At 61.9% G+C, this 24,173-nt stretch carries 25 protein-coding genes; 9 read left to right on the top strand and 16 right to left on the bottom strand.

Translation table 11 applies throughout. The features are described 5' to 3' along the window. Positions 1 to 18: 18 nt before the first annotated feature. On the bottom strand, positions 19 to 1,197 hold the full coding sequence (locus NKJ84_RS12880) for an MFS transporter (protein WP_254820339.1): 1,179 nt from the start codon (positions 1,195 to 1,197) through the stop codon (positions 19 to 21). Between the two features lie 181 nt (positions 1,198 to 1,378). On the opposite strand from NKJ84_RS12880, the gene NKJ84_RS12875 reads away from it, so the two are divergent. Together NKJ84_RS12875 and NKJ84_RS12870 are read left to right on the top strand one after the other, a co-directional pair. Next, positions 1,379 to 1,735: an ArsR/SmtB family transcription factor gene (locus tag NKJ84_RS12875; RefSeq protein WP_352506754.1), complete on the top strand. Its 357-nt coding sequence runs from the start codon at positions 1,379 to 1,381 to the stop codon at positions 1,733 to 1,735. Positions 1,736 to 1,829: 94 nt separating this feature from the next. After that, positions 1,830 to 2,576, top strand: a complete 747-nt coding sequence (locus NKJ84_RS12870; RefSeq protein ID WP_352506753.1) for a metallophosphoesterase family protein — start codon at positions 1,830 to 1,832, stop codon at positions 2,574 to 2,576. Positions 2,577 to 2,633: 57 nt separating this feature from the next. Here NKJ84_RS12870 and NKJ84_RS12865 read toward each other — a convergent pair whose 3' ends face one another. After that, a complete protein-coding gene (locus NKJ84_RS12865) occupies positions 2,634 to 5,063 on the bottom strand; it encodes a DNA/RNA non-specific endonuclease (protein ID WP_352506752.1) in 2,430 nt (809 codons plus the stop codon). A gap of 222 nt (positions 5,064 to 5,285) precedes the next feature. On the opposite strand from NKJ84_RS12865, the gene NKJ84_RS12860 reads away from it, so the two are divergent. Then, positions 5,286 to 6,218: an SH3 domain-containing protein gene (locus NKJ84_RS12860; protein WP_352506751.1), complete on the top strand. Its 933-nt coding sequence runs from the start codon at positions 5,286 to 5,288 to the stop codon at positions 6,216 to 6,218. A gap of 225 nt (positions 6,219 to 6,443) precedes the next feature. Then, positions 6,444 to 9,944, top strand: a complete 3,501-nt coding sequence (carB, locus tag NKJ84_RS12855) for a carbamoyl-phosphate synthase large subunit (protein WP_352506750.1) — start codon at positions 6,444 to 6,446, stop codon at positions 9,942 to 9,944. A gap of 23 nt (positions 9,945 to 9,967) precedes the next feature. On the opposite strand, the gene NKJ84_RS12850 is transcribed toward carB, so the two are convergent. From NKJ84_RS12850 to NKJ84_RS12815, 8 genes are all read right to left on the bottom strand, one after another. Then, entirely contained in the window at positions 9,968 to 10,735 is a 768-nt protein-coding gene (locus NKJ84_RS12850; RefSeq protein ID WP_352506749.1) for a hypothetical protein, read from the bottom strand. A gap of 2 nt (positions 10,736 to 10,737) precedes the next feature. Next, a complete protein-coding gene (locus tag NKJ84_RS12845) occupies positions 10,738 to 11,859 on the bottom strand; it encodes an AAA family ATPase (RefSeq protein WP_352506748.1) in 1,122 nt (373 codons plus the stop codon). A gap of 79 nt (positions 11,860 to 11,938) precedes the next feature. After that, the gene (locus tag NKJ84_RS12840) at positions 11,939 to 12,172 is read right to left on the bottom strand and encodes a hypothetical protein (RefSeq protein WP_352506747.1); all 234 of its coding nucleotides are present in this window, start codon (positions 12,170 to 12,172) and stop codon (positions 11,939 to 11,941) included. A 113-nt stretch (positions 12,173 to 12,285) separates the two neighbouring features. Further along, on the bottom strand, positions 12,286 to 12,783 hold the full coding sequence (locus NKJ84_RS12835) for a DUF6644 family protein (RefSeq protein ID WP_352506746.1): 498 nt from the start codon (positions 12,781 to 12,783) through the stop codon (positions 12,286 to 12,288). Beyond that, positions 12,749 to 13,132: a DUF6152 family protein gene (locus NKJ84_RS12830; RefSeq protein WP_352506745.1), complete on the bottom strand. Its 384-nt coding sequence runs from the start codon at positions 13,130 to 13,132 to the stop codon at positions 12,749 to 12,751. Before NKJ84_RS12830 ends, NKJ84_RS12835 begins: the two co-directional genes overlap by 35 nt. Positions 13,133 to 13,391: 259 nt before the next feature. Continuing rightward, a complete protein-coding gene (locus NKJ84_RS12825) occupies positions 13,392 to 14,138 on the bottom strand; it encodes a DUF899 family protein (RefSeq protein WP_352506744.1) in 747 nt (248 codons plus the stop codon). Positions 14,139 to 14,296: 158 nt separating this feature from the next. Further along, positions 14,297 to 14,785 (bottom strand): GNAT family N-acetyltransferase, encoded by a 489-nt coding sequence (locus NKJ84_RS12820; protein WP_352506743.1) that lies wholly within the window; start codon positions 14,783 to 14,785, stop codon positions 14,297 to 14,299. After that, positions 14,778 to 15,554, bottom strand: a complete 777-nt coding sequence (locus tag NKJ84_RS12815) for a transglycosylase SLT domain-containing protein (RefSeq protein WP_352506742.1) — start codon at positions 15,552 to 15,554, stop codon at positions 14,778 to 14,780. Before NKJ84_RS12815 ends, NKJ84_RS12820 begins: the two co-directional genes overlap by 8 nt. Positions 15,555 to 15,761: 207 nt before the next feature. Between NKJ84_RS12815 and NKJ84_RS12810 the strand changes: the two genes are divergently transcribed. Further along, positions 15,762 to 16,334: a methylated-DNA--[protein]-cysteine S-methyltransferase gene (locus tag NKJ84_RS12810; RefSeq protein ID WP_352506741.1), complete on the top strand. Its 573-nt coding sequence runs from the start codon at positions 15,762 to 15,764 to the stop codon at positions 16,332 to 16,334. A gap of 52 nt (positions 16,335 to 16,386) precedes the next feature. Here NKJ84_RS12810 and NKJ84_RS12805 read toward each other — a convergent pair whose 3' ends face one another. Next, entirely contained in the window at positions 16,387 to 16,713 is a 327-nt protein-coding gene (locus tag NKJ84_RS12805) for a hypothetical protein (protein WP_352506740.1), read from the bottom strand. 299 nt (positions 16,714 to 17,012) lie between these two features. On the opposite strand from NKJ84_RS12805, the gene NKJ84_RS12800 reads away from it, so the two are divergent. Beyond that, on the top strand, positions 17,013 to 17,225 hold the full coding sequence (locus NKJ84_RS12800) for a cold-shock protein (protein WP_023678332.1): 213 nt from the start codon (positions 17,013 to 17,015) through the stop codon (positions 17,223 to 17,225). 275 nt (positions 17,226 to 17,500) lie between these two features. Next, positions 17,501 to 17,701, top strand: coding sequence for a hypothetical protein (locus tag NKJ84_RS12795; protein ID WP_352506739.1), 201 nt, complete (start codon positions 17,501 to 17,503; stop codon positions 17,699 to 17,701). 342 nt (positions 17,702 to 18,043) lie between these two features. Here NKJ84_RS12795 and NKJ84_RS12790 read toward each other — a convergent pair whose 3' ends face one another. The 3 genes from NKJ84_RS12790 to NKJ84_RS12780 all read right to left on the bottom strand — a co-directional run bounded on the left by NKJ84_RS12790 (position 18,044) and on the right by NKJ84_RS12780 (position 20,654). Continuing rightward, complete coding sequence (locus NKJ84_RS12790) at positions 18,044 to 18,652, bottom strand: glutathione S-transferase family protein (RefSeq protein ID WP_352506738.1); 609 nt, start codon at positions 18,650 to 18,652, stop codon at positions 18,044 to 18,046. A gap of 257 nt (positions 18,653 to 18,909) precedes the next feature. Further along, positions 18,910 to 19,764, bottom strand: a complete 855-nt coding sequence (locus tag NKJ84_RS12785; RefSeq protein WP_352506737.1) for an EAL domain-containing protein — start codon at positions 19,762 to 19,764, stop codon at positions 18,910 to 18,912. Further along, positions 19,761 to 20,654, bottom strand: coding sequence for an EAL domain-containing protein (locus NKJ84_RS12780; RefSeq protein WP_352506736.1), 894 nt, complete (start codon positions 20,652 to 20,654; stop codon positions 19,761 to 19,763). Before NKJ84_RS12780 ends, NKJ84_RS12785 begins: the two co-directional genes overlap by 4 nt. A gap of 204 nt (positions 20,655 to 20,858) precedes the next feature. Between NKJ84_RS12780 and NKJ84_RS12775 the strand changes: the two genes are divergently transcribed. After that, positions 20,859 to 22,061, top strand: coding sequence for a pyridoxal phosphate-dependent aminotransferase (locus tag NKJ84_RS12775; RefSeq protein ID WP_352506735.1), 1,203 nt, complete (start codon positions 20,859 to 20,861; stop codon positions 22,059 to 22,061). A 6-nt stretch (positions 22,062 to 22,067) separates the two neighbouring features. On the opposite strand, the gene NKJ84_RS12770 is transcribed toward NKJ84_RS12775, so the two are convergent. Together NKJ84_RS12770 and NKJ84_RS12765 are read right to left on the bottom strand one after the other, a co-directional pair. Next, the gene (locus NKJ84_RS12770; RefSeq protein WP_352506734.1) at positions 22,068 to 22,463 is read right to left on the bottom strand and encodes a (R)-mandelonitrile lyase; all 396 of its coding nucleotides are present in this window, start codon (positions 22,461 to 22,463) and stop codon (positions 22,068 to 22,070) included. Positions 22,464 to 22,493: 30 nt separating this feature from the next. After that, the gene (locus NKJ84_RS12765; protein WP_352506733.1) at positions 22,494 to 23,093 is read right to left on the bottom strand and encodes a methyltransferase family protein; all 600 of its coding nucleotides are present in this window, start codon (positions 23,091 to 23,093) and stop codon (positions 22,494 to 22,496) included. Positions 23,094 to 23,236: 143 nt separating this feature from the next. On the opposite strand from NKJ84_RS12765, the gene NKJ84_RS12760 reads away from it, so the two are divergent. Beyond that, positions 23,237 to 24,103 (top strand): alpha/beta fold hydrolase, encoded by an 867-nt coding sequence (locus NKJ84_RS12760; protein WP_352506732.1) that lies wholly within the window; start codon positions 23,237 to 23,239, stop codon positions 24,101 to 24,103. The last annotated feature ends 70 nt before the right edge of the window (positions 24,104 to 24,173 follow it).

Here is a 24,173-nt window from a genome sequence, read left to right as displayed (position 1 = left end):
CAAGCTCCGCTAACAGCCCTATTCGGCCGGCATCGCCACCGGCCGCGCCGCCAGGTGGCCCGCCAGCACTACGCCCAGACCGATGATCGGGAATGCCGCCGCGACCACGCCGAGGTCGGCCGGTGCGCCATAGCGCAGCACCGCGGCGCCGACCACGGCACCCAGTGCGACGCCGAGATAAAGTGCCGAAGCGTTCAGCGACAGCACGATGGGCGCGGCATCGGGCGCCAGCTTGATGATGCGGCTCGCCTGCGCCGGCGGGAATGCCCAGCCGACGATGCCCCACGGCACCATCATGGCCATCAATGCCGGCCCGGCGATCTCGCGCGGCAGGAACATCGGGATCAGCGAAAACGTGACCAGCATGGCGGCACTCAGCGCCAACGACCAGCAGACGGTGCGTGTCGCGCCGAAACGGTCGGCGGCCTGACCGCCGCCGATATTGCCGATGACCGCGCCAACGCCGAAAGCGAGCAGCATTCCGGGAAGCGCGATCGGGTTCAGTCCGCCGCCTTCGATCGCGAGCGGCGCGACAAAGGCAAAGACGGTGAAGGCGCCGATCAGGGCCAGGATGGTCGTCACCAGGATAGGCATGACGCCGGGGCGAAGTGCCGCTGCCAGCCGCATGCGGAGCGGCAGCCTTGTGCCGACGATGCCGCGCGGCAGCCGGTACCACAGGATCGCGCCGGCGAGCGCACCAAGGCCGGCAATGGCAAAGAAGGTGCCGCGCCAGCCGGCAACCGTCGCAACGAGCGCGCCGAGCGGTGCTCCGACCGCGACCGCAACCGTAGTGCCGCCGACGACCACGGCAATGGCCCGGGCGCGGTGATGATCGTCGACAAGCGCAACGGCCGTTCCCTGTGCGGTCGCCGCAAACAGGCCTGACGACAGCGCCATGACGATGCGCGCGATCAACAGCAATTCGAAGGAGGAGCTTAGCGCCGCGGCGACGTTGCCCAACACGAAGAACACCAGCGTCCACAGGATGACGCGGCGACGGTCCCATTCGCCGGTCAGCGTTGCCAGGATCGGCGTGCCGATCGCATAGGCGAGCGCAAACGCGGTGATCAGCGTGCCGGCGAGCGGGACGGAGATGGCGGCATCCTTTGCAATATCGGGCAAAAGGCTGGAGATGACGAAACCTTCGGTCGAAATCGTGAACGATCCGAGCGCAAGCCAGATGAGACGCTTATCCATGGCAATTTCCTTAGTTCAAAGGTTATTGAACAATTGGACATAACAGGGCATGATGTCAATAAAGCCGCTGCAAAATAGCCGAACCATCCTGACAGCCCGGTGTCAGGACGGGGCGACGGGACGAAACTATGTGTCCATTGGCCACGTTGAAATCGGCTCCAAATGTGCTTAATTCCTGGGCATGACCTTGCCCCATCCCACCGCCGACCAGATCAGCCTGCCGAACGTGCTTGCTGTGCTCGGCGACCCGACGCGACTGGCCATCGTGCGCTATCTCGCCAGCAAAGAGGGCGTGCCGCTGAATTGCAGCCGGTTCCTCGACTTCGCCTCGAAAACCAATCTGAGTTACCATTTGGCCAAGCTGCGTGAGGCCGGCGTCACCCGCACCGAGGCGGTTGGCACCAGCCGATTGATCACGCTGCGCCGTGACGATCTCGACCGCCGCTTCCCGGGCTTGCTCGACAGCGTTATTGCCGCGGCCGGCGACGACGCATCGTTGCCGGCGGTCGGCGGCCACGAGATCGAAGTCCGCGCCTGACCGGCGCGAAGCTGGGTTCCGCTCTCGCCCGCTTCGCGAGACGAGCAAAGTAGCTTCACCTGCCCTCCAGCCATTCCAATTAACGGAGCCTGCCATGCGCATTGCCGTCCTCGCCGACATCCACGGCAATGTCCTGGCGCTCGACGCCGTGCTCGACGATCTGCGGCAGCGTGGCGGCGCCGACCTCATCGTCAATCTCGGCGATTGCGTTTCCGGCCCGCTGTGGCCGCGCGAGACCATGGAGCGGCTCGAGGCGCTCGACCTGCCGACGGTACGCGGCAATCACGACCGCCGCGTTGCCCGCGACACTGCCGACGAGACCATGTGGCCGTCCGACCACTACGCGCAGGAACGGCTGACCGCAGGCCAGCGCGAGGCGCTGTTCGCGCTGCCCGTCACGCTGGAGGTGGCGCCCGGCGTGATCGCCTTCCATGCCCGGCCCGACCACGACGAAAAATACCTGACTGACGCGATCGTCGAGGGCCGGCTGGTGCGCGCGCCGCTGGCCGCCATCGAGCGGCGCCTCGGCGCGGTCGATCCCGCCTGCCGCATCATGCTTTGCGGCCACAGCCACCGCAGCGAGCTGATCCGCATTCCCGGCGGTCCGGTCATTTTCAATCCGGGCAGCATCGGCTGCCCGGCCTATGACGATTCGACCCCACCGGCGCATGTCTCCGAGCAAGGCTCGCCACACGCCCGCTATGGTATCGTCGACTTGCACCGCGATCGCTTCGAATCCATCGCCGTCGACTATGACCATGAGGCGGCGGCGCGTCAGGCCGAGCAGGCGGGGCGGCCCGAATGGGCTCACGCGCTGCGCACCGGCTTCATGCCGGACTGAGCTTGGTCATGCCGGGCTGAACCGATGACCGCCTTCGAGCGGCAGAAGCCGCAATCTTCAGTTGTCGGACGCGGATCGCTTCGATCGGTTGGCAGGACGTCGGGCGCCGGCCGCCGAAGTCTTGGGCGTCGAAGTCTTGGTCTCCGAAGCCTTGGGCGGTGAAGCCTTTGGCCGTGACGTACTGGGCGTTAGATGCCTTGGGTTGAAAGTCTGTGCTGGAGCCGATTCGGAACCGGCCCGAATGTCGGCGTCGCGCACCTGCTGGCCAAAGTTCAGACCGGTCAGCTGTTCGATCTCGGCCACCGTCGAAAGAAATTCCGATACCCTGGCAATTTCAAGCGGGTCGTCGAATGCTTCGGCACGCTCGCCGAACGCTTCGGGCATCACTTCCAAAACCGGCTTCTGGTCGGCCAGCAGCGCGATGGCGCGCAGGCCAGCTTGATCGGACCACAGCGCGATCTTCCAGAACTTCAGCGGAACATGGCTGTCGAAGCGGTAGGGAGGATCGTCCTCGCGGAACACTGGCCCGGCAAACACCGAGACCCGGCCTCGCGTCGTATAGGCGTTGCGCAGCACATAGGTTTCCACCGCGCGCCATCTCAGCTTCCCCTTGGAGCCGGGATGGTCAAGCGAGCTTCCCTGATTGAAGAAGCCGACTTGCGGCGCAGCATTGGTATAAAAGAACGTGTCGCGTTCTGCCGCGACCGCCTCCTGATCGACGCCCCAGGCGGGGTCGCCGCGAAGCGTAATATGGCCCTTCTGGAACATTCGAGCTATTCGTTCCTTGGATTTTGCAACGGGAAATCCGGGCACATTCTGGCTCGAATAGAATTCCTGGGTCATCTGCTCGCCAAGGTCGATGCGGCGATCGGGCCGGAAAGCATCGCTGGCTTCCGAACCGGAAATCGACTCCACCCCCAAGTCGACAAGCGACGGGTTGTCGATGACCGTCTTGTCCTCACGATTGACCGCCTTGGTGCGGGATCCATCGATATTGCAGGCGGTGACGAAGGCAAGCCTGCGATCGGCGTTCATCAAGATCGAAAAATGATGGTAGCGCAATTCGTGTGGGTCCTCGCCGGGTTTGGCAAGAAGGTTTTTGGCCAACCGGTAGGGTGAATTGGCAACCGTCGGCATTGGCAGGACAAAGCCCGGTATGAAGCCGGGCTCATACCCTCCGCGATCGTCGAAATCCTCTGTTTTCCAACCCGCGGCCTCGGCGATGGCCATGACCTTGGCGGGTTCGCTTGCTGGACCTTTGCCGTCGTTTCGTCTTGCATCGCCTCCGTCGCGGTCGATCAACGGCGCCCGGACATTTATCTCGACGGGAAAAGTCCACGTGACCGAGCCATCGGCATTATGTCTCGTCGCCGGCGGGCCGCGATCCGGTTCAGGCCGCTGCACCGGCTTGTCCGGCACGTCTCCGCGAATGTCGGCGTTCAGCCGAACTGTCTCATCCATCATGCGCGGCGTGCCGGACCAAATCGCCAGAGCTTCCGAAACCGCCGATGCCGATGAGCCCGGCAGCCTGGACTTTCTAGCGCCCAGATCGTCAACGATGGCGCTGATCCGTATGCCTTCGTTGATCTCGCGCGCAAGCGCATAGCCAGCTATGCCCGTCACCTCGTGGAACGGGCCGGCCCAATGGTGCAGGGCAATGGGCTCCCATTCGTTGTTGAAGACCGGTGAACCGGACGAACCCTGTTCGGTATCGGCAACATAGTGCAGCACTTGAACCGTTTCGTCGCGGGCCACCAGCCGGTTTTCACGCAGCACCAGTTCCTTGAAGCGGCCATCGGGATGCTGGACGATGTTGGCGATTTCGCCGAGCATATGCTTGTCGCGCGCGTCCGACAGCGAGATAAAACCAAACTCCCCCAGTTCCTTTGGGCCGGAACGCCGCTCGCCGACCCCGATCAGCGTATAGTCCAGGCCTTCTATGCTATCGGTCACGAAACAGGATTCAGGATCGAACAGGAACGTCGTCGGCGTGCGCACGGTATTTGCACCGTCCTGCTCATAATCGAACTGGACCTGGAAGCGCCGGGAATCCGCCAGCGACGAAATCACATGGTTGTTTGTGAGGAACAGCCTTGGCCCGACCAGAAAACCCGATCCTTGCGGATTGCCGTTGAGAAAGGCAACGCGGCCGACCGCGTCGGCAGCACGGCGCCCACGCTCCAGAAATGCGACCCCGATGAAATCGAGCGTTGGGCCGAGAATTGCCTCTGGTCCCGGCTGTTTGGCGGCCGCCTTTCTTTCCCCGGCAGATCTCATGTCGATTGCTGCCGATATCATCTCCGCTTCGGTGCGGCTGAGCGACGCCTTTACCTGCAACCTGTCGAGGCGCCTGGAGAGGGTCTGTTCGGCGGCCAGCGGATTGCCGTTGGCGATGTGACCAAGTGAAGCCTCAATTTCGGCGCGCGTTTTCTTGATACGCTGGCGAACTATGTTTTCCACTTGCGCGAATATTTCAAGGTCGACCATATTGCCCTCCTCAACCTTACTTGAGAGAGTGCATATTTACCTGAAATGTGCAATATTTTGCCGGCTGTTAGTTCACGGAAGTGGCCTGGTCGCGATTCAACACGCGGCACCTTTTCGGGCTTACACAGCGCCGCCTCGTCGCCTATAAAAACCGGCTGGCGTGCGGCGGCGCTTTTGTTGCCTGGCCGCGCCTTCGGCAATTGAACCTACCGCCCATGGCAGATGATTAGGCGCACAGTAACACTCCCGACGACGCTGCTTGCGGTGGTTGCCGCTCCGCTGATGCTGACGGAGTTGCCGGCCAACGGCCAGGAGCCGGAGCCCATCATCTCGATTGTGACGGGTCTCGCTCCCGATGACCTCCTGAACGTGCGCGCCACGGCGTCGGCCATGGGCAAGATCGAGGCGCGGTTGCCGAGTGGATCGAGCGTGAAAAATCTCGGCTGCGGCGACGTCAGCGGCTACAAATGGTGCAAGGTCGAAGACATTGACGACCCGAAGCTGAGCGGATGGGCACCCGCACGCTACCTCGACCCTATCAATCCCCGGCAAGTGACACCCCAGGCAGCGGCCAATGCGGAGAGCCCTGCCTCTCAACCGCTGCCCGATCTGACAACGCGCCTCGGCGCAACTGCTCCCGAAACGTCGCTGAACACCGCTGACGCCATCGGCACGGTGGCTATCGAGGACGCTTACCGCCTGGCCCTGACCGCTGGCAATCCCTCGACTGGACAGGTTGATGGATCGGCGCCCGCGGCAGTGGATCCCGTCCAGAATTTCGGCGCGACCAATGCGGCGCCTCCGCCCGACGCACAGACCGTTGCACGACTGCAGCCGCCGGGGACACCATTCCCAGGTGCCGGCAACGTCATTCCTTGCGCGCGCTATCTCGGCCAGCCGATGACCAACTGCAAGGCAGGCGTCGCGCGCACCGGCGACAAAACCGACGTGACCGTGACATGGCCCGACGGCGGCACGCGCATCATCAGCTTCCAGGCCGGCAAGCCGGCCGGTTCGAATGGGCCGGGCGAATTCCGCTTCACGCGCGAAGGCAGCCTCAACATGATCCGCGTCGGCGTTGCCGAACGCTTCGAGATCACGGATCAACTGGCGCTGGGGGATAGTGGTAAGGGGAATAAGGCAGTAGGGCAGTAGGGCAGTATGTTTAAAGAGCGCTCGAACCTCTGCCCTACTGCCCTACTGCCCTACTGCCCTACTGCCCTACTGCCCTACTGCCCTACTGCCTCATTTTCGGGGTTACATCCGGCAAAACTCTTCCCTATAAGGCCCTCCTAGCCTGATACCAGAATCGCGAGCACAACCGGCCGGGTCTTCCCGTCCGGTTTTTCGTGCAAGCCGCCTGCCGAACGGACCTTCGATATGCCAAGACGCACCGACATCAAGTCGATCCTGATCATCGGGGCCGGCCCCATCGTCATCGGCCAGGCCTGCGAGTTCGACTATTCCGGCACCCAGGCCTGCAAGGCGCTGAAGGAAGAGGGTTTTCGCGTCATCCTGGTCAACTCCAATCCGGCCACCATCATGACCGATCCGGAGCTGGCCGATGCCACCTATATCGAGCCGATCACGCCGGAAGTGGTGGCCAAGATCATCGCCAAGGAGCGGCCCGACGCGCTGCTGCCGACCATGGGCGGCCAGACCGCCCTCAACACCGCTTTGTCGCTGCGCCGCATGGGCGTGCTCGACCGCTATCAGGTCGAAATGATCGGCGCCGACGCCACCGCAATCGACAAGGCCGAGGACCGTGCACTGTTTCGCGAGGCGATGAGCAAAATCGGCCTGGAAACGCCGAAGTCGATGCTGGCCAACGCCACCGACGTCAAGAATGCCGACCGCAAGACGCACGAGGCCGAGCGCGCCGCGCTGAAGGCCGAGAAGCCGGAAAACCTCGACGCCGCGCTCGACGCGTTGGAAACCCGCTGGAACCTAGGCGAGGGCGACCGCAAGCAGCGCTATATCAGCCATGCCATGGCGATTGCAGCACAAGCGCTCGACCATGTCGGCCTGCCCGCAATTATCCGCCCCTCCTTCACCATGGGCGGCACCGGCGGCGGCATTGCCTACAACCGGGCCGAATTCTTCGAGATCGTCCAGTCCGGCCTCGACGCCTCGCCGACCACCGAAGTGCTGATCGAGGAGAGCGTGCTCGGCTGGAAGGAATATGAGATGGAGGTCGTCCGCGACAGGGCGGACAATTGCATCATCGTCTGCTCGATCGAGAACATCGATCCGATGGGCGTGCATACCGGCGATTCGATCACCGTCGCCCCTGCCCTGACCTTGACCGACAAAGAATACCAGATGATGCGCAACGCCTCGATCGCGGTGCTGCGCGAGATCGGCGTCGAGACAGGCGGCTCCAACGTACAGTTCGCCGTCAATCCGGCGGACGGCCGTCTGGTGGTCATCGAAATGAACCCGCGCGTTTCGCGCTCGTCCGCGCTTGCCTCCAAGGCGACCGGTTTTCCGATCGCCAAGATCGCCGCCAAGCTCGCCGTCGGCTACACGCTGGACGAGCTCGAGAACGACATCACCGGCGGCGCGACGCCGGCCTCGTTCGAGCCGAGCATCGACTATGTCGTCACCAAGATCCCGCGCTTTGCCTTCGAGAAGTTTCCCGGCGCCGAGCCGGTGCTGACCACCTCGATGAAATCGGTCGGCGAGGTCATGGCCATCGGCCGCACCTTCCAGGAATCGCTGCAGAAGGCGCTGCGCGGGCTCGAGACCGGCCTGACCGGCCTGGACGAGATCGAGATCCCCGGTATCGGCCACGGCAGCGCGCCCGCCAGCCACGTCGACGACCGCAACGCCATTCGCGCCGCCTTGGGCACGCCGACACCCGACCGGCTGCGCATGGTGGCGCAGGCGATCCGCATGGGTACTTCGCTGGAAGACGTGCACGCCATGTGCAAGATCGACCCGTGGTTCCTTGAGCAGATCGCCGGCATCCTCGCCATGGAAGATCGCATCCGCGAGCATGGCATTCCTGAGGACGCCGCCAATCTGCGCATGCTGAAGGCGATGGGTTTCTCCGACGCCCGCCTCGCCTCCCTGGTCAGGAAAGACGTCGAAGAAATCCAGAAGATCCGCGACAAGCTCGACGTTCATCCGGTCTACAAGCGCATCGACACCTGCGCCGCCGAGTTCGCCTCGCCCACCGCCTACATGTATTCGACCTATGAGGTGCCGTTCGCCGGCGTGCTCGCCAACGAGGCGCAGGTCTCGTCGCGCAAAAAGGTCGTCATCCTCGGCGGCGGCCCCAACCGCATCGGCCAGGGCATCGAGTTCGACTATTGCTGCTGCCATGCGGCGTTTGCGCTGCGCGACGCCGGCTTCGAGGCGATCATGATCAACTGCAACCCGGAGACCGTCTCGACCGACTACGACACCTCCGACCGGCTCTATTTCGAGCCGCTGACGCCGGAGGATGTGCTGGAGATCCTGCGCACCGAACAGGCCTCGGGCGAGCTGGTCGGCGTCATCGTCCAGTTCGGCGGCCAGACGCCGCTGAAGCTCGCCGACGCGCTTGAGAAGGCCGGCATCCCGATCCTCGGCACTTCGCCCGACATGATCGATCTCGCCGAGGATCGCGACCGCTTCCAGAAGCTCTTGCACAAGCTCGGCCTCAGCCAGCCGAAGAACGGCATCGCCTATTCCGTCGAGCAGGCCCGCCTCGTCGCCGGCGAGCTCGGCTTCCCGCTGGTCGTGCGCCCGTCCTATGTGCTGGGTGGCCGCGCCATGCAGATCATCCACGATGAGAGCATGCTGCAATCCTACCTGCTCGACACCGTGCCCGGCCTGGTGCCGGAGGACATCAAGCAGAAATACCCCAACGACAAGACCGGCCAGATCAACACGCTTCTCGGCAAGAACCCGCTGCTGTTCGACACCTATCTCTCAGGCGCCATCGAGGTCGACGTCGATTGCCTCTGCGACGGCAAGTCGACCTACGTCTCCGGCATATTGGAACACATAGAGGAAGCCGGCATCCATTCGGGCGACAGTGCCTGCTCGCTGCCGGTGCACTCGCTGCCCTCGGAGCTCGTCGACGAGCTGGAGCGCCAGACAGCGGCCCTTGCCCGCGCGCTGAATGTCGGCGGGCTGATGAACGTGCAATATGCGATCAAGGACGGCACGGTCTATGTGCTGGAGGTCAACCCACGCGCCTCGCGCACCGTGCCCTTCGTCGCCAAGACCATCGGACGGCCGATCGCAAAAGTTGCCGCCCGCATCATGGCCGGCGAAAGCCTGGAAAACGCCTTCGCCCATTACGGCGCCATGCCCGACCCGCGCAATCCCGGCCACATCGCGGTCAAGGAAGCGGTGTTCCCGTTCGCCCGTTTCCCTGGCGTCGACATATTGCTTGGCCCGGAAATGCGCTCGACCGGCGAGGTCATGGGCCTCGACCGCGACTTCGCGCTGGCCTTCGCCAAGAGCCAGCTCGGCGCGGGTGTTGATCTCCCCCGCGCGGGCACGCTGTTCGTCTCGGTGCGCGACGAGGACAAGAAGGGCATACTGCCGGCGGTCAAGCGTCTCGCCGGCCAAGGCTTTAAAGTGCTGGCCACCTCCGGCACCGCCCGCTTCCTCGCCGAGAACGGCGTCGCAGCGGAGAAGATAAACAAAGTGCTGGAAGGCCGCCCGCACATCGAGGACGCCATCCGCAACCGCCAGGTGCAGATCGTCTTCAACACCACGGACGGCCAGAAGGCGGTGTCGGATTCGAAATCGCTGCGCAGGGCGACGCTGATGCAGAAAGTGCCGTATTACACGACGCTGTCGGGCGCGGCGGCCGTGGCGGAGGCGATTGCCGCGCTGAGGGCGGGGAGCCTCGAGGTCAGGCCGTTGCAGGAGTATTTTTGATGACGGCATCCTCTCTCAAAGGCCTAAGCTGTGTTAGATGCAGCTCCAAAAATATCACCGATTCGACCGTAAATCGCTTTCATAAGCGGGCCTTCGGCCGACGCAACAATTTCAATGATTGACTTATGATTGTGTCGAACCGGTCTGCCCGCGTAAGACAGGTGACGCATCAAAAGTGCAAACAAGGACTTTCCTCTTACCATCTGAACGTAATTATCAGAAATTTTTCCAAAAAGCTCATCGGGGTAAATCTCATTTTGTAACAACTCACACCCTTGTTGCATTCTAGCATCGTTATCCAATATCTCATTTGGATGAATCCCAAGCCCTTGATCTAGGCCCGCCAAGAATCTGCTTATCGCAAGAGCATACCACTTCAGATATTTCTGCAATTCGATCTTATAATTATGGCGCTCATCGTTGGACAGTATCCTTTCAACATCGCCGTCGCTGTAAAGATCGTTCTCAATTGAATACCCCCAAGTAAAAATAAGATTATCTATCTCATACTCAGCAGGAACCGCACCAAACACCCACGAATCCTTGTCGGCAATAAACGCCACGCCCGTTTCATTCTCGTACTCATTTCTTCTTGAAAAGAGCTGGAGCAGCTTATCGCGCCCTCCAACCGCCAATACAGACAAACCTATGTTGGTGAACGACTTCTCCATCCATCGAAAAACAATTATATCATCGCCTCCCTCGGTAAGAACAGTTGGCAAAGAACTGCGCTTCAAGGTAGCGATAAGCTCATCTACAGTCATATCATTGCCGGCAGCATTGGAGGTCATCACTAAGCTCCAAGATCGCCACGGTCAGGATTGACGTTTATTTCTCTATCTGGGTACTTACTGTATATAAATGGAGAATGTGTAGCAATAATAAACTGGTTAGAAGACTGTTGATTCTCAAGTATAGAAAATAATTGTCTTTGCCAATCGACATGAAGGCTTAGCTCAGGTTCATCGATGAATATTATACTATTCTTGTAGAAGGCATTATAACATATAAAGCTGAGAAGTTGCTTCTCGCCGGCGGATAAGGCATCCGAGTTCACAGCCCTGGCCGCATCGCCAAAACTCAATCTAGCTCCTATTTTGATTCCAGTATGTCGAAAAAGACGCTCTACGAGAGTGCGAACCGCTGCAATGGGTGTCATTATACTCTCACGATCTATCTCCATTTCTTCTATTTTTAATCTTATCTGATCAATCACATTATTCGCGCTGTCAATCTGTCGAGCGTCAGCCTTATCAGATTTAAAATCCTTGATAGTTTCGATAATCCCCTGCGACATTTCTTGCTGCAGCTTGTTCGAAATCTCAGACAAATCGGCGTATTGCCGGAGCAATATCCCTACAATATCTACTGTCGAAATCGCCGAAACAAAAACGTGTGGCTCGTTTGTCAACTTCCTCGATAGGGCAACTAGAGCATCTTCTACGTCGCTTCTCGAACGGACTAGGCGATTATTCGAGGCTCCGCCTCTTGGAGAATCTAACGTGAATCCTCCTTCGATTCGTCGGAAGGTTGGGAAGAATACAGAGCTTCCTCTTGGGATAAGAAGTGGGTTTACGTTGTCCTCTGCGTTACTATACGTCATATCGTCTTCATCGGTTCCATCTTCATAAAATGACTTGACTCCATCTATTGTCAACTCAATCTTACAAATATTTTTGCCAAGTCGATAGACAGTACACTCATATTCATTGGTTACAACCGTAACCTTTTGGAACGGGATATCATTAAGAGCAAAAAGAATATTTCCGCTAACAATGTACCAAACCAACTTCAATATAGTCGTCTTTCCGGCGCCATTCCTACCAGTTAAAATATTTATGTCGTCGTTAAAGTTACATAATATTTTATTTTCTCTGTCAAATAGGCCAACGATCTCGCAGCTCTCTATTTTCATTTGTTCAACCCCAAAACAGTTTTCGTTTCATCGCGCAGGCAACGTCCCACATCCAACAAATTTTGTTCAAAAACACATTTCATTCGACAGCGCTGGTCGGCCCAGTGAATGCCTTGTATGCGACCTTCATCTGATGTTCCGACGTAAGCTCATCGTATTTGTCGTAGCCAGACACCCAGACCACGATGTCCTTGACCAAGGTAACCGTGTAATCCTCGACCACCTCAGATTTTTGGTGAGCCAGCGCAATCCGTTGATATTTACTGAGATTTGGCGCAATTCGTCCGACGAATTTCTTCGGAAGTTTATTCAAGGACTCGCCCTCCCTATCCCCTGCGGGATTTGAGGCCGAGTTTATTTGAAAGATCAAGCGGAAATTATCATCTCGTTCGCTACCTCCCGCGATCCCGTCGACGCTCGGTCTAGTCAGAGAAACCCAATAAACCGTCCGGCAAACAGCACGGACGTCCACAGCATCAGCGAAAGCACAGCCAGCACGGTCGTGGCCCCACCAGCCGGCTCGTCACCGCCTTTTGCGCGGCGCATGAAGACGAGGAAGTTTGCGCCGGCGAGGAGGATGAGTGTCATCTTGGCGAGGAAAATCGGCATAACCGCATACGCGCTCGCCCTGACCGAAAACAGGAGCGAGCCCGTGACAAGCGCACCGCCGAACGCGGCCAATGCGGTGCGGCGCAGCAGCGCGACGAACGGCGCCTGCGGCAGCGAGCGGAAGGCGCCCAGGATCCTGAGGTCAATGAGCCAGACGCTGGTCAGCAGTGCGCCGATCGACATGATGTGCAGCGCGTTGACGATGGGGTAGGCGAAAAAGGAGGCCTTCAGTCCCCCGCACCAAAGCGAGTTGCTCGATGCCGGTGAAAAACCCGTCCATTCAGGCCGGCGGAACGCGGTCGGGATAGACGTCATAGGTCTTGCCGCCGACGATGACGCGGACTGCCTTCATGCGTTTTTCGCTGGCGTCTCGCGAGCGGTGGCCGATCGCGGTCACATCGTCGCCGACCTTGGCAACCTCCTCGGTGAAGCCGGCGGCGATCGTGCGCGACGGCGGCGCCATCTCCACGCGCCAGCCCTCTCCCTTCGCGTCGACATCCAGCGTGGCATGCGGGTTGCCGATATAGATGGCCGTAATCCTGCCCTTGAGTTCAAAAAACCCGTCCTGCGTCCACGACCAGCCGTGATGGGCATAGGCTGCGGTGCCGGCGGCAAGCATCACCGCCGCCGCTAGCGTGACGCTCCGGTTGAAAGGTGACAGCATCGCTCGTCTCCTCGGTTCCGGCATTAGAGGGTAGGTCAGCGCGCCGCAGCGTCAAATCACATAAGGGTCTGCGCCGCCCCTCATTGCCCTGCCGGGCATTTCTCCTCGAATAGTGACGGGGAGAAAGGTTGCCTTCGCCAAGGATTTCGCCAATCTCCAGAGTTGAAGAAAGGGAGCTGAGTTTGCCGCCAGCCCCCTTCTCCCGTCCCGCTACGAGGAGAAGATGCCGGCAGGCAGATGAGGGCGGCGCCGAGCTACGCTAGTGGCAGCAAGCCTCTCTGTACTGCAGCTGCTCCTGCCAGCTCTGCGTCCTGCCCTCCGGGGTAAAATCCATGAGGTTCCACAGGATCTCGCAGGTGCCTATGGCGCGCGGATCCTGGCCGGGTTCGGGCGGCGCGAAGCCGAGTTCAGAGCTCCAGAAGTGGCGGATGCCGTCGCCGTCGCGGTGGAACACCGACAGCACGGGGAGCTGCGCGCCATCCTCGGCCTCGGCGTGATAGTCGCGCTTGAAGCTGTTGCCGGCCGACGAGACCAGCCGCATATTTTTCCAGCCGCGGTCGCGGCCGAGCGTCAGCAGGTTTTCCAGCGCGGTCTTGGCCACGACAGCGAAATTGTAGCCGGCGGCCTCGAGGTGGCCGATGGCGCCGTCGAACTGGTCGAGCAGCGCCGTGCAGGACGGGCAAGGCTGGTCCGGTCTGGGCAGCTTCGCCGTGCCGCCGCTCGTCGCCACGTCGCGCGTCTCCTGCGGATGGCGCGGAAACATCATCGAATAGACGATCAGCGTGTCCTTGCCCGGCGCAAACAGTTCCGAAAGCTTGATCCTGGCGGGCTTGCCGTCCGGCCCCAGCCCGTCGAAGACATAGTCCTGCGGCACCAGCCCGCCCGGCGGCAGCGCACGGCGGGCGACCGCCACATCCTCCATGGCGCGGCGCAGCTCGATTTCCTTCCGCAGCAGCTTTTCGCGGGCGGTGCGGTATTCCTGGGACTCGTTGGGAAAGGTGATCATCGTCATCTCCATCTGCCGTGCTTTTTGGCGGCGCGCCGTTCGTGGCAACGCGCCTGCCTCCCAAGGACGCATCGCCCGAAACGGTTCCGACATTTTTGCGCAGGCGCCGTGGCGACAAGAACCCGGGCTGCCGCCTTCAAAAGGACGAACGGCGCTCCTCACCCTGCCCAATCCACCTCGATCATCCCCAGCCGCTGATAGAGCCTGACGGCGGCCGCGTTCTCGACGGTGTTGGTCTTGAGATCAACATGCGCCGCGCCCCTTGCCTGAAACACCGCGAAGGCGTGGCGCATCAGCGCCTCGGCTATGCGCTTGCCGCGCGCCTCGGGATGAACGGCAAGATCCTTGACGAACCCCGTCGCCCAGCAGAGCGCCGCGCCCGCCAACCGCCCCTTGCCGTCGATGACCAGGAAACACAAAGCGGGATCGAATTCCGCGTCGCCCGAAATGCGTGGCCACCATTCGTCGAACGGCCCATCGGCGCCGTCGTCGAACACCGCGGTCAAAAGTGCATGCAAAGCGAGCGCATCGGCGGCTTCGAAGCCGCGCATGAAAAAACCTTCTGGCCAGCGCGGCGCCAGAAGCGCGTCGTCCAAAATCTTGCGCAGTCTTATGTCGTTCGGCGCCGGCGGACGCGGCTCAGGCATCGGGTTGCATACGGCGCCGCAGGTTGTCGCTGCCGAGGCCGGTTTCGCTCAGCATCCCCTTGCGCTTGGCGTCGTAATAATAGCCGCTCTGGTAGAGCCGGTCGGCGCGCTTGGGATTGCCGCCCGACACCAGCCAGGCGCCGCGCAGATATTTCACCGCATATTTCAGGTTGGTCTCGGCGTCGAACAGGCCGCTCGCCGGTCCGTCATAGCCCATGCCGCGCGCCGTCGCGTGCTTGATCTGCATCAGCCCCCAATGCCCGTGATTGTAGGCTTTCGGGTTGAAGGTGCTCTCGCGGTTGACGACGCTGCGCACCAGATCGACCGGCACCTGATAAAGCGCGGAATATTTCTCGATCAGCCGCTCGATCTCGCTGCGGGCGCCGGCGTTCGACTGGCCCTCCGCCGGGTCGGTCGCGGCCAGAACGGCCGGGTTTTGCGGCACCGTGTAGGCAACCGGCTGAATGCCGGGCATGGCGGCAGTCTGGCCGGTGACCGGCATGGCGACGGCAGCCACTGCGGTGGCTGGCTGGGCATTGGTGGTCATGACGGCCGGGGTCGTTGCCGCCAGCGGCGTCGGCCCGGCAAAGGCGGCGGCCGGCTCGACCGTCAGTGCTGCTGTCTGGGCGAGGCCGGACGGTTCCGGCAGCACCGAAACAGTGTCGGGCAGCGCCAGCGTGAAGCCGGCATCGGTGTTGGCCGAGTTTTCCGTGAAGGCAGGCGTCGGGGTCGCCGGCGAAGTCGAGGTGCAACCGCTGAGAGCGGCCACGGCCAACACCGCCGCTAGGACGGGAAAGAGGAATTTTGCTGGCAAGCGGCGCTCGGGTCCGGTTCGTCGGGTGTTAAGAAGTCCTTACACCAGCATCTTTCCCCGGGCAATCCGCGGTAGACGGTGGTTTTCGGGTGGCGATCCGGGCCGGGAAATGCGATATTGTTCTGGATTTGTACTTCGAAGGATTCCGGAAAGGAGCACGCCATGGACGCCTCTCATGCCACCGCCGGCCACGCGGTCTTCGAAACCGTGCTCGGCTACATGGGTATCGCCTGGAGCGAAGCCGGGCTAACCCGGCTCTGCCTGCCGCAGCGCAACCGCGACGCGGTAGAGCGCCGGCTGCTGCGCCATACCTCCGACGTCGAACAAGCCGTGAAGCCCGAGCCGCAATGGGTTGCCGAGCTGATCGCGTCGATCACGGCCTATGCCGCCGGCGAGGATATCGATTTCTCCGGCGTGCCGGTCGATCTCAGCGGCGTCGACGAGTTCCGCCTGGCGATCTATGACGCGGCGCGAAAGCTCGCCTTCGGCGAAACCACCACCTATGGCGAACTGGCAAAACGCGCCGGCCATGCCGGGCTGGCGCGTGAGACAGGCGCGGCGCTTGGCGCCAACCCGGTGCCTCTGATCATTCCCTGTCACCGCATCCTTGCCGCCGGCGGCAAGATCGGCGGCTTTTCCGCCCCCGGCGGCTCGGCTACCAAGGAAAAGATGCTGGCAATGGAAGGCGTACGCGTCGGTCCGCCGCCGCCCGCGCAGGTGTCGTTCGGGTTTTAGGTGTGCTGATATTCAGGTGAGGCCGGCACCCCCGCGCACCATCTCGACCAGCCTAATCCGGAAGCAGGCGCCGGCGGAAGCGCCGATCGATCTCCACCCGCTTGCATTTGTAGACGGTGCACGAATTCGTATCGGCACTCGGCACCGACGCCCGCGCCCTGACCTCGCCGATGTCGCAGAATTGCTGGCTCCGCACATAGCGGTCGTAGAGCGCCAGGCCCGGCACGCGCGTCGATCTGTAGCGCAGGATGACCGCCCCCTCGCGCGCGATCGTCGCCTGCACCTTGCCGCAGCTCATGCGGGTCGGGTCGTAGCGCGAGACCGCCTGCGCCTCGGCGGCCACCAGCGTCAGGCAAGCGGCAAGCAGAACGACTTTCATGTCCCTCTCCCCAAAACCCGGTCGCGCCCGAAGCCGGCGCGATCCTCCCGCGTCAGGCGCGCAACGACGACGCTCTCACGCGATTGGGGCGGCCGTTGGGCAGCGTTGCCGCCGCGCCATTTTCCGCCCCGTCTTGTTTTTTGCGCGAAGGCATACTATATGCGGTCCATTGATATTTCGGCCGATCGATCCGGGCCTCGCGATATTCGCGTTTGCTGACGTTCTATCTCCAAAATCTCGATACAAACCGGCTGGGTTTCGGTCCAGTCAAACTAAAGCAAACGTAAAGGACTATCGAAATGGCAACAGGTACGGTCAAGTGGTTTAATTCCACCAAGGGTTTCGGCTTCATTCAGCCTGACAGCGGCGGCGCGGACGTTTTCGTTCACATCTCCGCAGTCGAGCGTGCTGGACTGTCGACCCTGGTCGAAGGCCAGAAGATCAACTTCGAGATCGAGCAGGACCGCCGCACAGGCAAGTCGTCCGCTGGATCTCTGAGCAAGGCAGCCTGATTTTGCGAATGGCGTGCGCCGGGCGATAGCCCGGGGCGCGCGGCAAGTCACGGATGTACTGGCGGTCGCGCGAGAAGCGCGCCGGAGCGAAAGACCCCGACAAGCCGAAGCAGCAGATTGCTGCCGGCCCGGCCAAAACGCTCCCGATCAGGCTACCAAGCATGGGAAGGCGGGATTTTGTCCCGCCTTTTTGCTGTCTGGATTCCAGTGAACCGCTGCCTTGGGCCTATAGTCCCACTTCGTGGTGTTTTGGCCTAATGTGGTACTATTAATTCATGAGCAAGCTTGAACAGATTGAGAAATCCGTTGCCGAACTAAGCCCCGAAGAGCTCAAGGCGTTTGCCGCATGGTTCGAGGCTCTGCAAGCCGACATGTGGGACCGGGAGATCGAAGCCGACGCCAAGGGCGGCAGGCTGGACAAGCTTGCCGAGCAGGCCTTGGCTGATCATCGCGCCGGCCGGACCCGGCCTCTGTAAATCATTTTGCCACTCCCTCGTTTTGGGAGGCTTACTCAAAACTGCCCTCGTTGAGCAAAGGCGAACAGACGTTTCGCCAAACTGAGTTCCGACCCGTTCCACCCATCGCTGCATTTCAAACAGGTCGGCCGCTACTGGTCGGCGCGGGTTGATCTGTTCGCCACCACGACGACGTGGTCTGGTTCTGGATCGGCCCCCATTCCGAATATGACCGCCTGCTGAAATAGTACTATCCGGATTTCACGCCACCGGCCGAAGGCCGCAAGCCCGACCGGGCGTCGCGCCTTTTGGCGCGCCCCGTCCGGAGCGAGCCGCGAAGCGGCGACAAGCGTGAGGACAGAACTAAGGCAACCAGTCCAGCGGCACATGCCCCGGATCGGCCTCGACCCGTTGCAGCCAGGCGGCAACCGCCGGATAGGCGTCGAGCTGAAACCCGCCCGTCTCGGCCGTATGCGTATAGGCATAGAGCGCGATGTCGGCGACGCTGAGCGCACTGCCCGCGAAGAAGCTGCTCCCGGCCAGGTGCTGGTCCATGACGCCGAGCGCCTTGTTGCCGCGCTCCAGCGTCACCGCCAGCCGCTCGGGTGTCGCGTCTTTCGCGCGTTCTGGAAAGGTGAGCAGCGCTCTGCGCACCGCGATATAAGGCTCGTGGCTGTATTGCTCGAAGAACAGCCACTGATAGGCCAGCGCGCGTTCGTATCTGTCCGCCGGCAGAAACCGCGTGCCTTCGGCGAGGTAGAGCAGGATGGCGTTGGATTCGGCCAGCCGCCGGCCGTCGTCGAGTTCGAGCAGCGGCACCATGGCGTTCGGGTTCTTGGCGACATAGTCGGGCTTGCGCGTCTCGCCGGTATGCGAGCTGACCTCGACATTGGTGAAAGGGATGCCGAGCTTGGCCATCAACAGGCGCGGCTTGTAGCAATTGCCGCTGTCGATCATTCCATAGAGTATCATCGATGCTCCCCTTGCTCGCAACCACCCGTCTCAAGGCTTGATCCAGCCTCTATCGCGGCAGCGGCGGCTTCATCCAGTGATTTGTTTTGGCGTAACCATCAGCGCCGCTGATGCATTACAGGATATGTCGAGATTCAAGTCAGGCCGAGCCGAGAAGGGCGGGTTCCGAGAACCGGAGCGTACTGTTTGGGTACGTGAGCACTGGAAGCGCAGGACCCCCCGTTCGCAGGCCGGCATCACTTGAATATCGGCATATCCTAGCCGAACAAGGGGATGACGTTGCTGTCCCTGCCAAGCAGCCTGTCGATCGACAGCGGCTCCTCGTCGAACAGCGTTCCGGCCAGCGCCGGCCGGGCAAGGTAAAAGCCCTGCAGCAGGTCGACGCCGCCATCCAGCGCGACGCGCAGATGCGTGGCGTTCTCGACGCCTTCGACCAGCACCTTGGCGCCGCGATCGTGCAGCGTCGAAACCAGCGGCCGGAAAAACCGCTCGGCGGCGGCATGGCGGCAGAATTCGGCGAACCAGGTGCCGTCGATCTTGACGATGTCGGGCTGCACGAGGGCGACCCTTTCTTCGGTAGAATGCCCTGTGCCGAAATCGTCGATGGCAATGCGGACGCCGTCGCGCCGCATCTCGCGCGCCAGGCTGACAAGCACCTTGTCGCCGGCAGCCTGCTCGGTGATCTCGCAGACCAGCATGCCGGGATGCAGGCCGAAATCCGCCAGATGCCTGGTCATCAGCCTGATTTCGGCCAGCGCCCGTGCGGGGTCATCGTTGATCAGCGGATTGTAGTTGAAAAACAGGTCGAGCCCGTCGACGCCGATGTTGCGGAAGTTGCGCAAATGCAGCACCCGGCACATGGTTTCGACAAACAGCCGATCCGCTGCCGGCACACCTTCGAAGAAGATTTGAGGCGCCACCGGCCTGCCTGCACGATGCGGCTCGATCAGTCCCTCGACCGCGACGGCGGCGAGAAACCTGCCGCGCGGCGCGAAGACCGGCTGGTAGGCGCTCCTCAGCCGGAATGCGCCGTAGACGCCATATTCGATGCCGACCTCGTCGGCAAAGATCGCCTCGCCGACCTTGCGCCGCATGTCGGCCCGCCCGGTCACGATGTCACCCTGCGGCCAAAGGCCCGCATCGGCCGCCGCGATGGCGAAACGGCCGCAGAAACCTTCTCAGCATCGGCCGGCACCGCGGCCGCCTGCCCGCTCTTGTCGAAGACGTGGAAGCTGGTTGGCGCAAGCTCGGGGCGCGCCAGCACATAGCCCTGCACCATCGAGGCGCCCGACTTTTCGGCAAGCTCGAGCTGCCAGCCCGTCTCGATGCCCTCGAACACCGTACGGATGCCTTGCTCTTCGAAGCTTGTCACCATGGCGGTCAGCAAGGCGAAGCCGGCACCGGACTCCATCAGCGTCATGATCCAGTCGGCGTCGAACTTGACGATGTCTGGCCTGAGTTCCTTGATGCGATTGATGTCGGATTCGTCGGCGCCGTAATCGTCGACCGCAATGCGCAAACCATTGCCCCTGAGCGCCTCGACGAAATTGTAGAGCGTTTCCTGCGACGCCGATTTCTGCTCGGTGACCTCGCAGACGACGCGGCGCGGATCGATGTCGGCCTCGTGCAGCACCAGCCGCATGTCGCGCAGCGCCTTGTCGGCGATGCTGCGATCGGTGAACACCGATGGATCGAAGTTGATGAAGATGGAGGCGTCTCGCGGCAGGCAGGCGCCGGCGTTCAGAAGGTGCAGCGTCCGTGTCAGCGCCTCGATGTGCAGGCGGTCGACCGCCGGACAGCTGTTGAAGAAACTCATTGGCGGCTGCGGCTCGCCGTCGCGGAACGGCCGGATCAGCCCCTCGAACGCGACGACGGAAAGCTTGCCCTTGTTGAAGGCGAAGATCGGCTGGAAAGCGCTTTGCAGCGTATAGACCCCCCAGACACCGCTGGCGGTGCCGTCATCATGGCGGACGATATGGGCAAGCTCCATGCTGCGCGTCACGGTTCCTCGCTATGCGAGACAGGCGGACCGGCTACGGTCCCTGCCGTTCAAGCTTTTACCGATCGTTGATGAATTTATTGTTGCCAGCATTGCGCGCTGGCTCATTCGACAATGCCTGCGCTGGGCTTGCGCTTGACCAGATGATGCGACATGAGAGGCGCCGCGGCGCCTTCGCCGCGCCGGTCCTTCCTGGAGATATCTGTCATGGCCTTTCTTGCCGACGCCCTTTCCCGCGTAAAGCCTTCCGCGACCATCGCGGTGACGCAGAAGGCGCGCGAGCTGAAAAACGCCGGCCGCGACGTGATCGGGCTGGGCGCCGGCGAGCCGGACTTCGACACCCCCGACAACATCAAGAGCGCCGCGATCGAGGCCATCCGCCGCGGCGAAACTAAATATCCGCCGGTCTCCGGCATCGTGCCGCTGCGCGAGGCGATCGCGAAAAAATTCAAGCGCGAGAACAATCTTGACTACCGGCCGGAGCAGACCATCGTCGGCACCGGCGGCAAGCAGATCCTGTTCAACGCCTTCATGGCGACGCTGAACCCCGGCGACGAGGTGATCATCCCGCGGCCTTACTGGGTGAGCTATCCCGAAATGGTGGCGATCTGCGGCGGCACCTCGACTTTTGCCGACACCTCGATCGACAACGGCTTCAAGCTGACGGCGGCCGTGCTGGAAAAGGCGATCGCGCCGCGCACCAAATGGCTGTTGATGAACTCGCCGTCGAACCCCTCGGGCGCCGCCTATACCGAAGCGGAGCTCAAGAGCCTGGCCGACGTACTGTTGAAGCATCCCCACGTCTGGGTGCTGACCGACGACATGTACGAGCACCTGACCTATGGCGACTTCGTCTTCAAGACCATCGCCGACGTCGAGCCTAAGCTCTATGAGCGCACGCTGACCATGAACGGCGTGTCGAAAGCCTATGCCATGACCGGCTGGCGCATCGGCTATGCAGCAGGCCCGGTGCCGCTGATCAAGGCGATGGACATGATCCAGGGCCAGCAGACCTCCGGCGCCTGCACCATCGCCCAATGGGCGGCGGTCGAAGCGCTGAACGGGCCGCAGGATTTCATCCCGAAGAACAAGGCGATCTTCCAGGGCCGGCGCGATCTCGTCGTCTCGATGCTCAACCAGGCACGCGGCATCACCTGCCCATCGCCGGAGGGTGCGTTCTACGTCTATCCCTCCTGTGCCCAGCTGATCGGCAAGACGACCAAGAGCGGCAAGGTGATCGACAGTGACGAAACCTTTTGCTCGGAACTGCTCGAGGCCGAGGGCGTGGCGGTTGTTTTCGGCTCGGCCTTTGGCCTCGGCCCGAACTTCCGCATCTCCTACGCCACGTCGGAGGCTCTGCTCGAAGAAGCCTGCACGCGCATCCAGCGCTTCACCGCCGCGCTGGTCTGAGACGTTTCAGCCGCCATACTGCTCGTCGCTGACCTTCTCCAGCCAGTCGGCATGCACGCCCTCCAGCGCCTCCTGCATGGCGATGTGCGTCATCGCCGATTTCGGCGCGGCGCCGTGCCAGTGCTTTTCGCCGGGCGCAAAGGAGACGACGTCGCCGGCCCTGATCTCCTGGATCGGCCCGCCCCAGCTTTGCGCGAGACCGGCACCGGACGTGACGTAGAGCGTCTGGCCGAGCGGATGCGTATGCCAGTGGGTCCGGGCGCCGGGCTCGAAACTGACCAGTGTGGCGCGTAGCCGCGCCGGTGCCTCCTTCTCGATGATCGGCGTCTGCAAAACCCGGCCAGTGAAGTATTTTTCCGGCGCAACAATCGTCGGCACGCTGCCACAGCCAATAATCTTCATCGTCGCAAATCCTCGATCCAATCCAGTGTCTTAGAGACTACCACTTTCGTCCGATGCCGGCTGCATCTCCTGCCGGCTGCGGGCAAAACGCGGCCAGAACAGGCCGGCACGTCCGCTATAGGCCTGGTAGGCACCGGCCAACCTTGTACGTGAAAATTTTCGCTCTTCGTCCAAGGCCGCGATCACATAGATCGCAACGATGCCGGCGACCGGCACGACCGCCCACACCGACCAGGTCGCGATACCCCATCCGATCCAGAAGATGATGTAGGATGTGTAGAACGGATGACGGACATGGCTATAAGGGCCTTCGGTCACCAGGCTGTCGGGATTGTCCGGATCAAACGCGAAACGCAGCCGCGCCTTGCGCGAAACCGAGATCGCCCACCAGAACAGCGCCGAGCTTGCCAGTTCGACGGCAAACCCGCCGATCTTCGCTGCAACCGGTTGCCGCTCGATCCACAGCAGCGCCAGAAAGAACAGCGCCGTGCCGACCACGACGGCCGAAATGATCATGGCGCCTTGAGACATGCTCGGCGACTGGAAATGCCCGCGCATCGACCAGGCATATTGGCCGAGCGTCGCGATGCTGCTGATCGAGAGGAGAAGGTCGAGCGTGGATTCCATCATCAGGCTCCGGGGGTTAGCTGTGGTGGATTCGGCCATCATAGCCGGCAGAAACCGAGAAATCATTTCTTAACCACCGTTCTAAACAACATGGTGACCTCAGCATGCGATGTTGACCTCGAGACAATTCGAAGGTCCAACCGGATATGGCCGTTTCCCACCGCACGATCCGCACGCCGCAAGCGGATTTGCGCCTCAGCCAGTCGTCGGGACCCGGCATCCCGCTTGTCCTGATCCACGGCTCGGGCAGTTCGCGCACCGTATTCGCCCGCCAGTTCGACAGCCCGTTGGCCGCCGCCCATCGGCTGATTGCTTTCGACCTGCCCGGCCATGGCGAATCGTCGGACGCCCGCGATCCGGCGACGGACTACACCATCGCCGGCCTTGCCCAATCGGCGGCTCAGCTCCTCGATGCCTTGGGCATCGGTCGCGCCGTTGTCTTCGGCTGGTCTCTTGGCGGGCACGTGGCAATCGAGCTCGCGAGTTTTCACCGCGCCGTCGGCGGGCTGATGCTGACCGGCGCGCCGCCGGTATCGAAGGGTCCTTTCGGCATGCTGCGCGGCTTCCATGCGCATTGGGACATGCTACTGGCGTCCAAAAAGACGTATTCCGAACGCGATGCCGAGCGCTTCGAAACGCTCTGCTTCGGAGACACCGCCGACCCGTCCTTTCGCAAAACCATCCTGCGTACCGACGGCCGGCTGCGCGCCGCGGTGACGCGCGGCATGCTCACCGGCAAGGGCGCCGACCAGAGACAGGTGATCGAGCAGGCCGCGTTTCCGGTCGCCGTCGTCAATGGCGAGAACGACCCGTTCGTCCGGCTCGGCTATTTTGAAACGCTCGCCTACGGCTCGCTGTGGGAGCATTGCCACATCATTCCCGGTGCCGGGCATGCGCCTTTCTGGGAGCGTGCGGACCTGTTCAATCCGTTGCTCGCGCGCTTTGCCGAGACGGTGTCAGTGCAGCGCATTGAGGCAACGCCACTGGCGTCGCGCCGAACCGGCACCGGCTGAACCGGCCCCAACTTCAAATCCCTTCAACCTCAAATCCCTTGCCCTCCCGGCCTGCCCGTGGGACGATGCC

The sequence above is a fragment of the Mesorhizobium sp. M0048 genome (genome assembly GCF_040323405.1).
GTDB lineage: Bacteria > Pseudomonadota > Alphaproteobacteria > Rhizobiales > Rhizobiaceae > Mesorhizobium.
This window is presented reverse-complemented; position numbering and strand designations above follow the sequence as displayed.

Excerpts from the sequence above, each read along its gene's own strand:
- NKJ84_RS12880 (WP_254820339.1), bottom strand. The coding sequence starts at position 1,197 with ATGGATAAGCGTCTCATCTGGCTTGCGCTCGGATCGTTCACGATTTCG.
- NKJ84_RS12875 (WP_352506754.1), top strand. The coding sequence starts at position 1,379 with ATGACCTTGCCCCATCCCACCGCCGACCAGATCAGCCTGCCGAACGTG.
- NKJ84_RS12870 (WP_352506753.1), top strand. The coding sequence starts at position 1,830 with ATGCGCATTGCCGTCCTCGCCGACATCCACGGCAATGTCCTGGCGCTC.
- NKJ84_RS12865 (WP_352506752.1), bottom strand. The coding sequence starts at position 5,063 with ATGGTCGACCTTGAAATATTCGCGCAAGTGGAAAACATAGTTCGCCAG.
- NKJ84_RS12860 (WP_352506751.1), top strand. The coding sequence starts at position 5,286 with ATGATTAGGCGCACAGTAACACTCCCGACGACGCTGCTTGCGGTGGTT.
- carB (WP_352506750.1), top strand. The coding sequence starts at position 6,444 with ATGCCAAGACGCACCGACATCAAGTCGATCCTGATCATCGGGGCCGGC.
- NKJ84_RS12850 (WP_352506749.1), bottom strand. The coding sequence starts at position 10,735 with ATGACCTCCAATGCTGCCGGCAATGATATGACTGTAGATGAGCTTATC.
- NKJ84_RS12845 (WP_352506748.1), bottom strand. The coding sequence starts at position 11,859 with ATGAAAATAGAGAGCTGCGAGATCGTTGGCCTATTTGACAGAGAAAAT.
- NKJ84_RS12835 (WP_352506746.1), bottom strand. The coding sequence starts at position 12,783 with ATGACGTCTATCCCGACCGCGTTCCGCCGGCCTGAATGGACGGGTTTT.
- NKJ84_RS12830 (WP_352506745.1), bottom strand. The coding sequence starts at position 13,132 with ATGCTGTCACCTTTCAACCGGAGCGTCACGCTAGCGGCGGCGGTGATG.
- NKJ84_RS12825 (WP_352506744.1), bottom strand. The coding sequence starts at position 14,138 with ATGATCACCTTTCCCAACGAGTCCCAGGAATACCGCACCGCCCGCGAA.
- NKJ84_RS12820 (WP_352506743.1), bottom strand. The coding sequence starts at position 14,785 with ATGCCTGAGCCGCGTCCGCCGGCGCCGAACGACATAAGACTGCGCAAG.
- NKJ84_RS12810 (WP_352506741.1), top strand. The coding sequence starts at position 15,762 with ATGGACGCCTCTCATGCCACCGCCGGCCACGCGGTCTTCGAAACCGTG.
- NKJ84_RS12805 (WP_352506740.1), bottom strand. The coding sequence starts at position 16,713 with ATGAAAGTCGTTCTGCTTGCCGCTTGCCTGACGCTGGTGGCCGCCGAG.
- NKJ84_RS12800 (WP_023678332.1), top strand. The coding sequence starts at position 17,013 with ATGGCAACAGGTACGGTCAAGTGGTTTAATTCCACCAAGGGTTTCGGC.
- NKJ84_RS12795 (WP_352506739.1), top strand. The coding sequence starts at position 17,501 with ATGAGCAAGCTTGAACAGATTGAGAAATCCGTTGCCGAACTAAGCCCC.
- NKJ84_RS12790 (WP_352506738.1), bottom strand. The coding sequence starts at position 18,652 with ATGATACTCTATGGAATGATCGACAGCGGCAATTGCTACAAGCCGCGC.
- NKJ84_RS12775 (WP_352506735.1), top strand. The coding sequence starts at position 20,859 with ATGGCCTTTCTTGCCGACGCCCTTTCCCGCGTAAAGCCTTCCGCGACC.
- NKJ84_RS12770 (WP_352506734.1), bottom strand. The coding sequence starts at position 22,463 with ATGAAGATTATTGGCTGTGGCAGCGTGCCGACGATTGTTGCGCCGGAA.
- NKJ84_RS12765 (WP_352506733.1), bottom strand. The coding sequence starts at position 23,093 with ATGATGGAATCCACGCTCGACCTTCTCCTCTCGATCAGCAGCATCGCG.
- NKJ84_RS12760 (WP_352506732.1), top strand. The coding sequence starts at position 23,237 with ATGGCCGTTTCCCACCGCACGATCCGCACGCCGCAAGCGGATTTGCGC.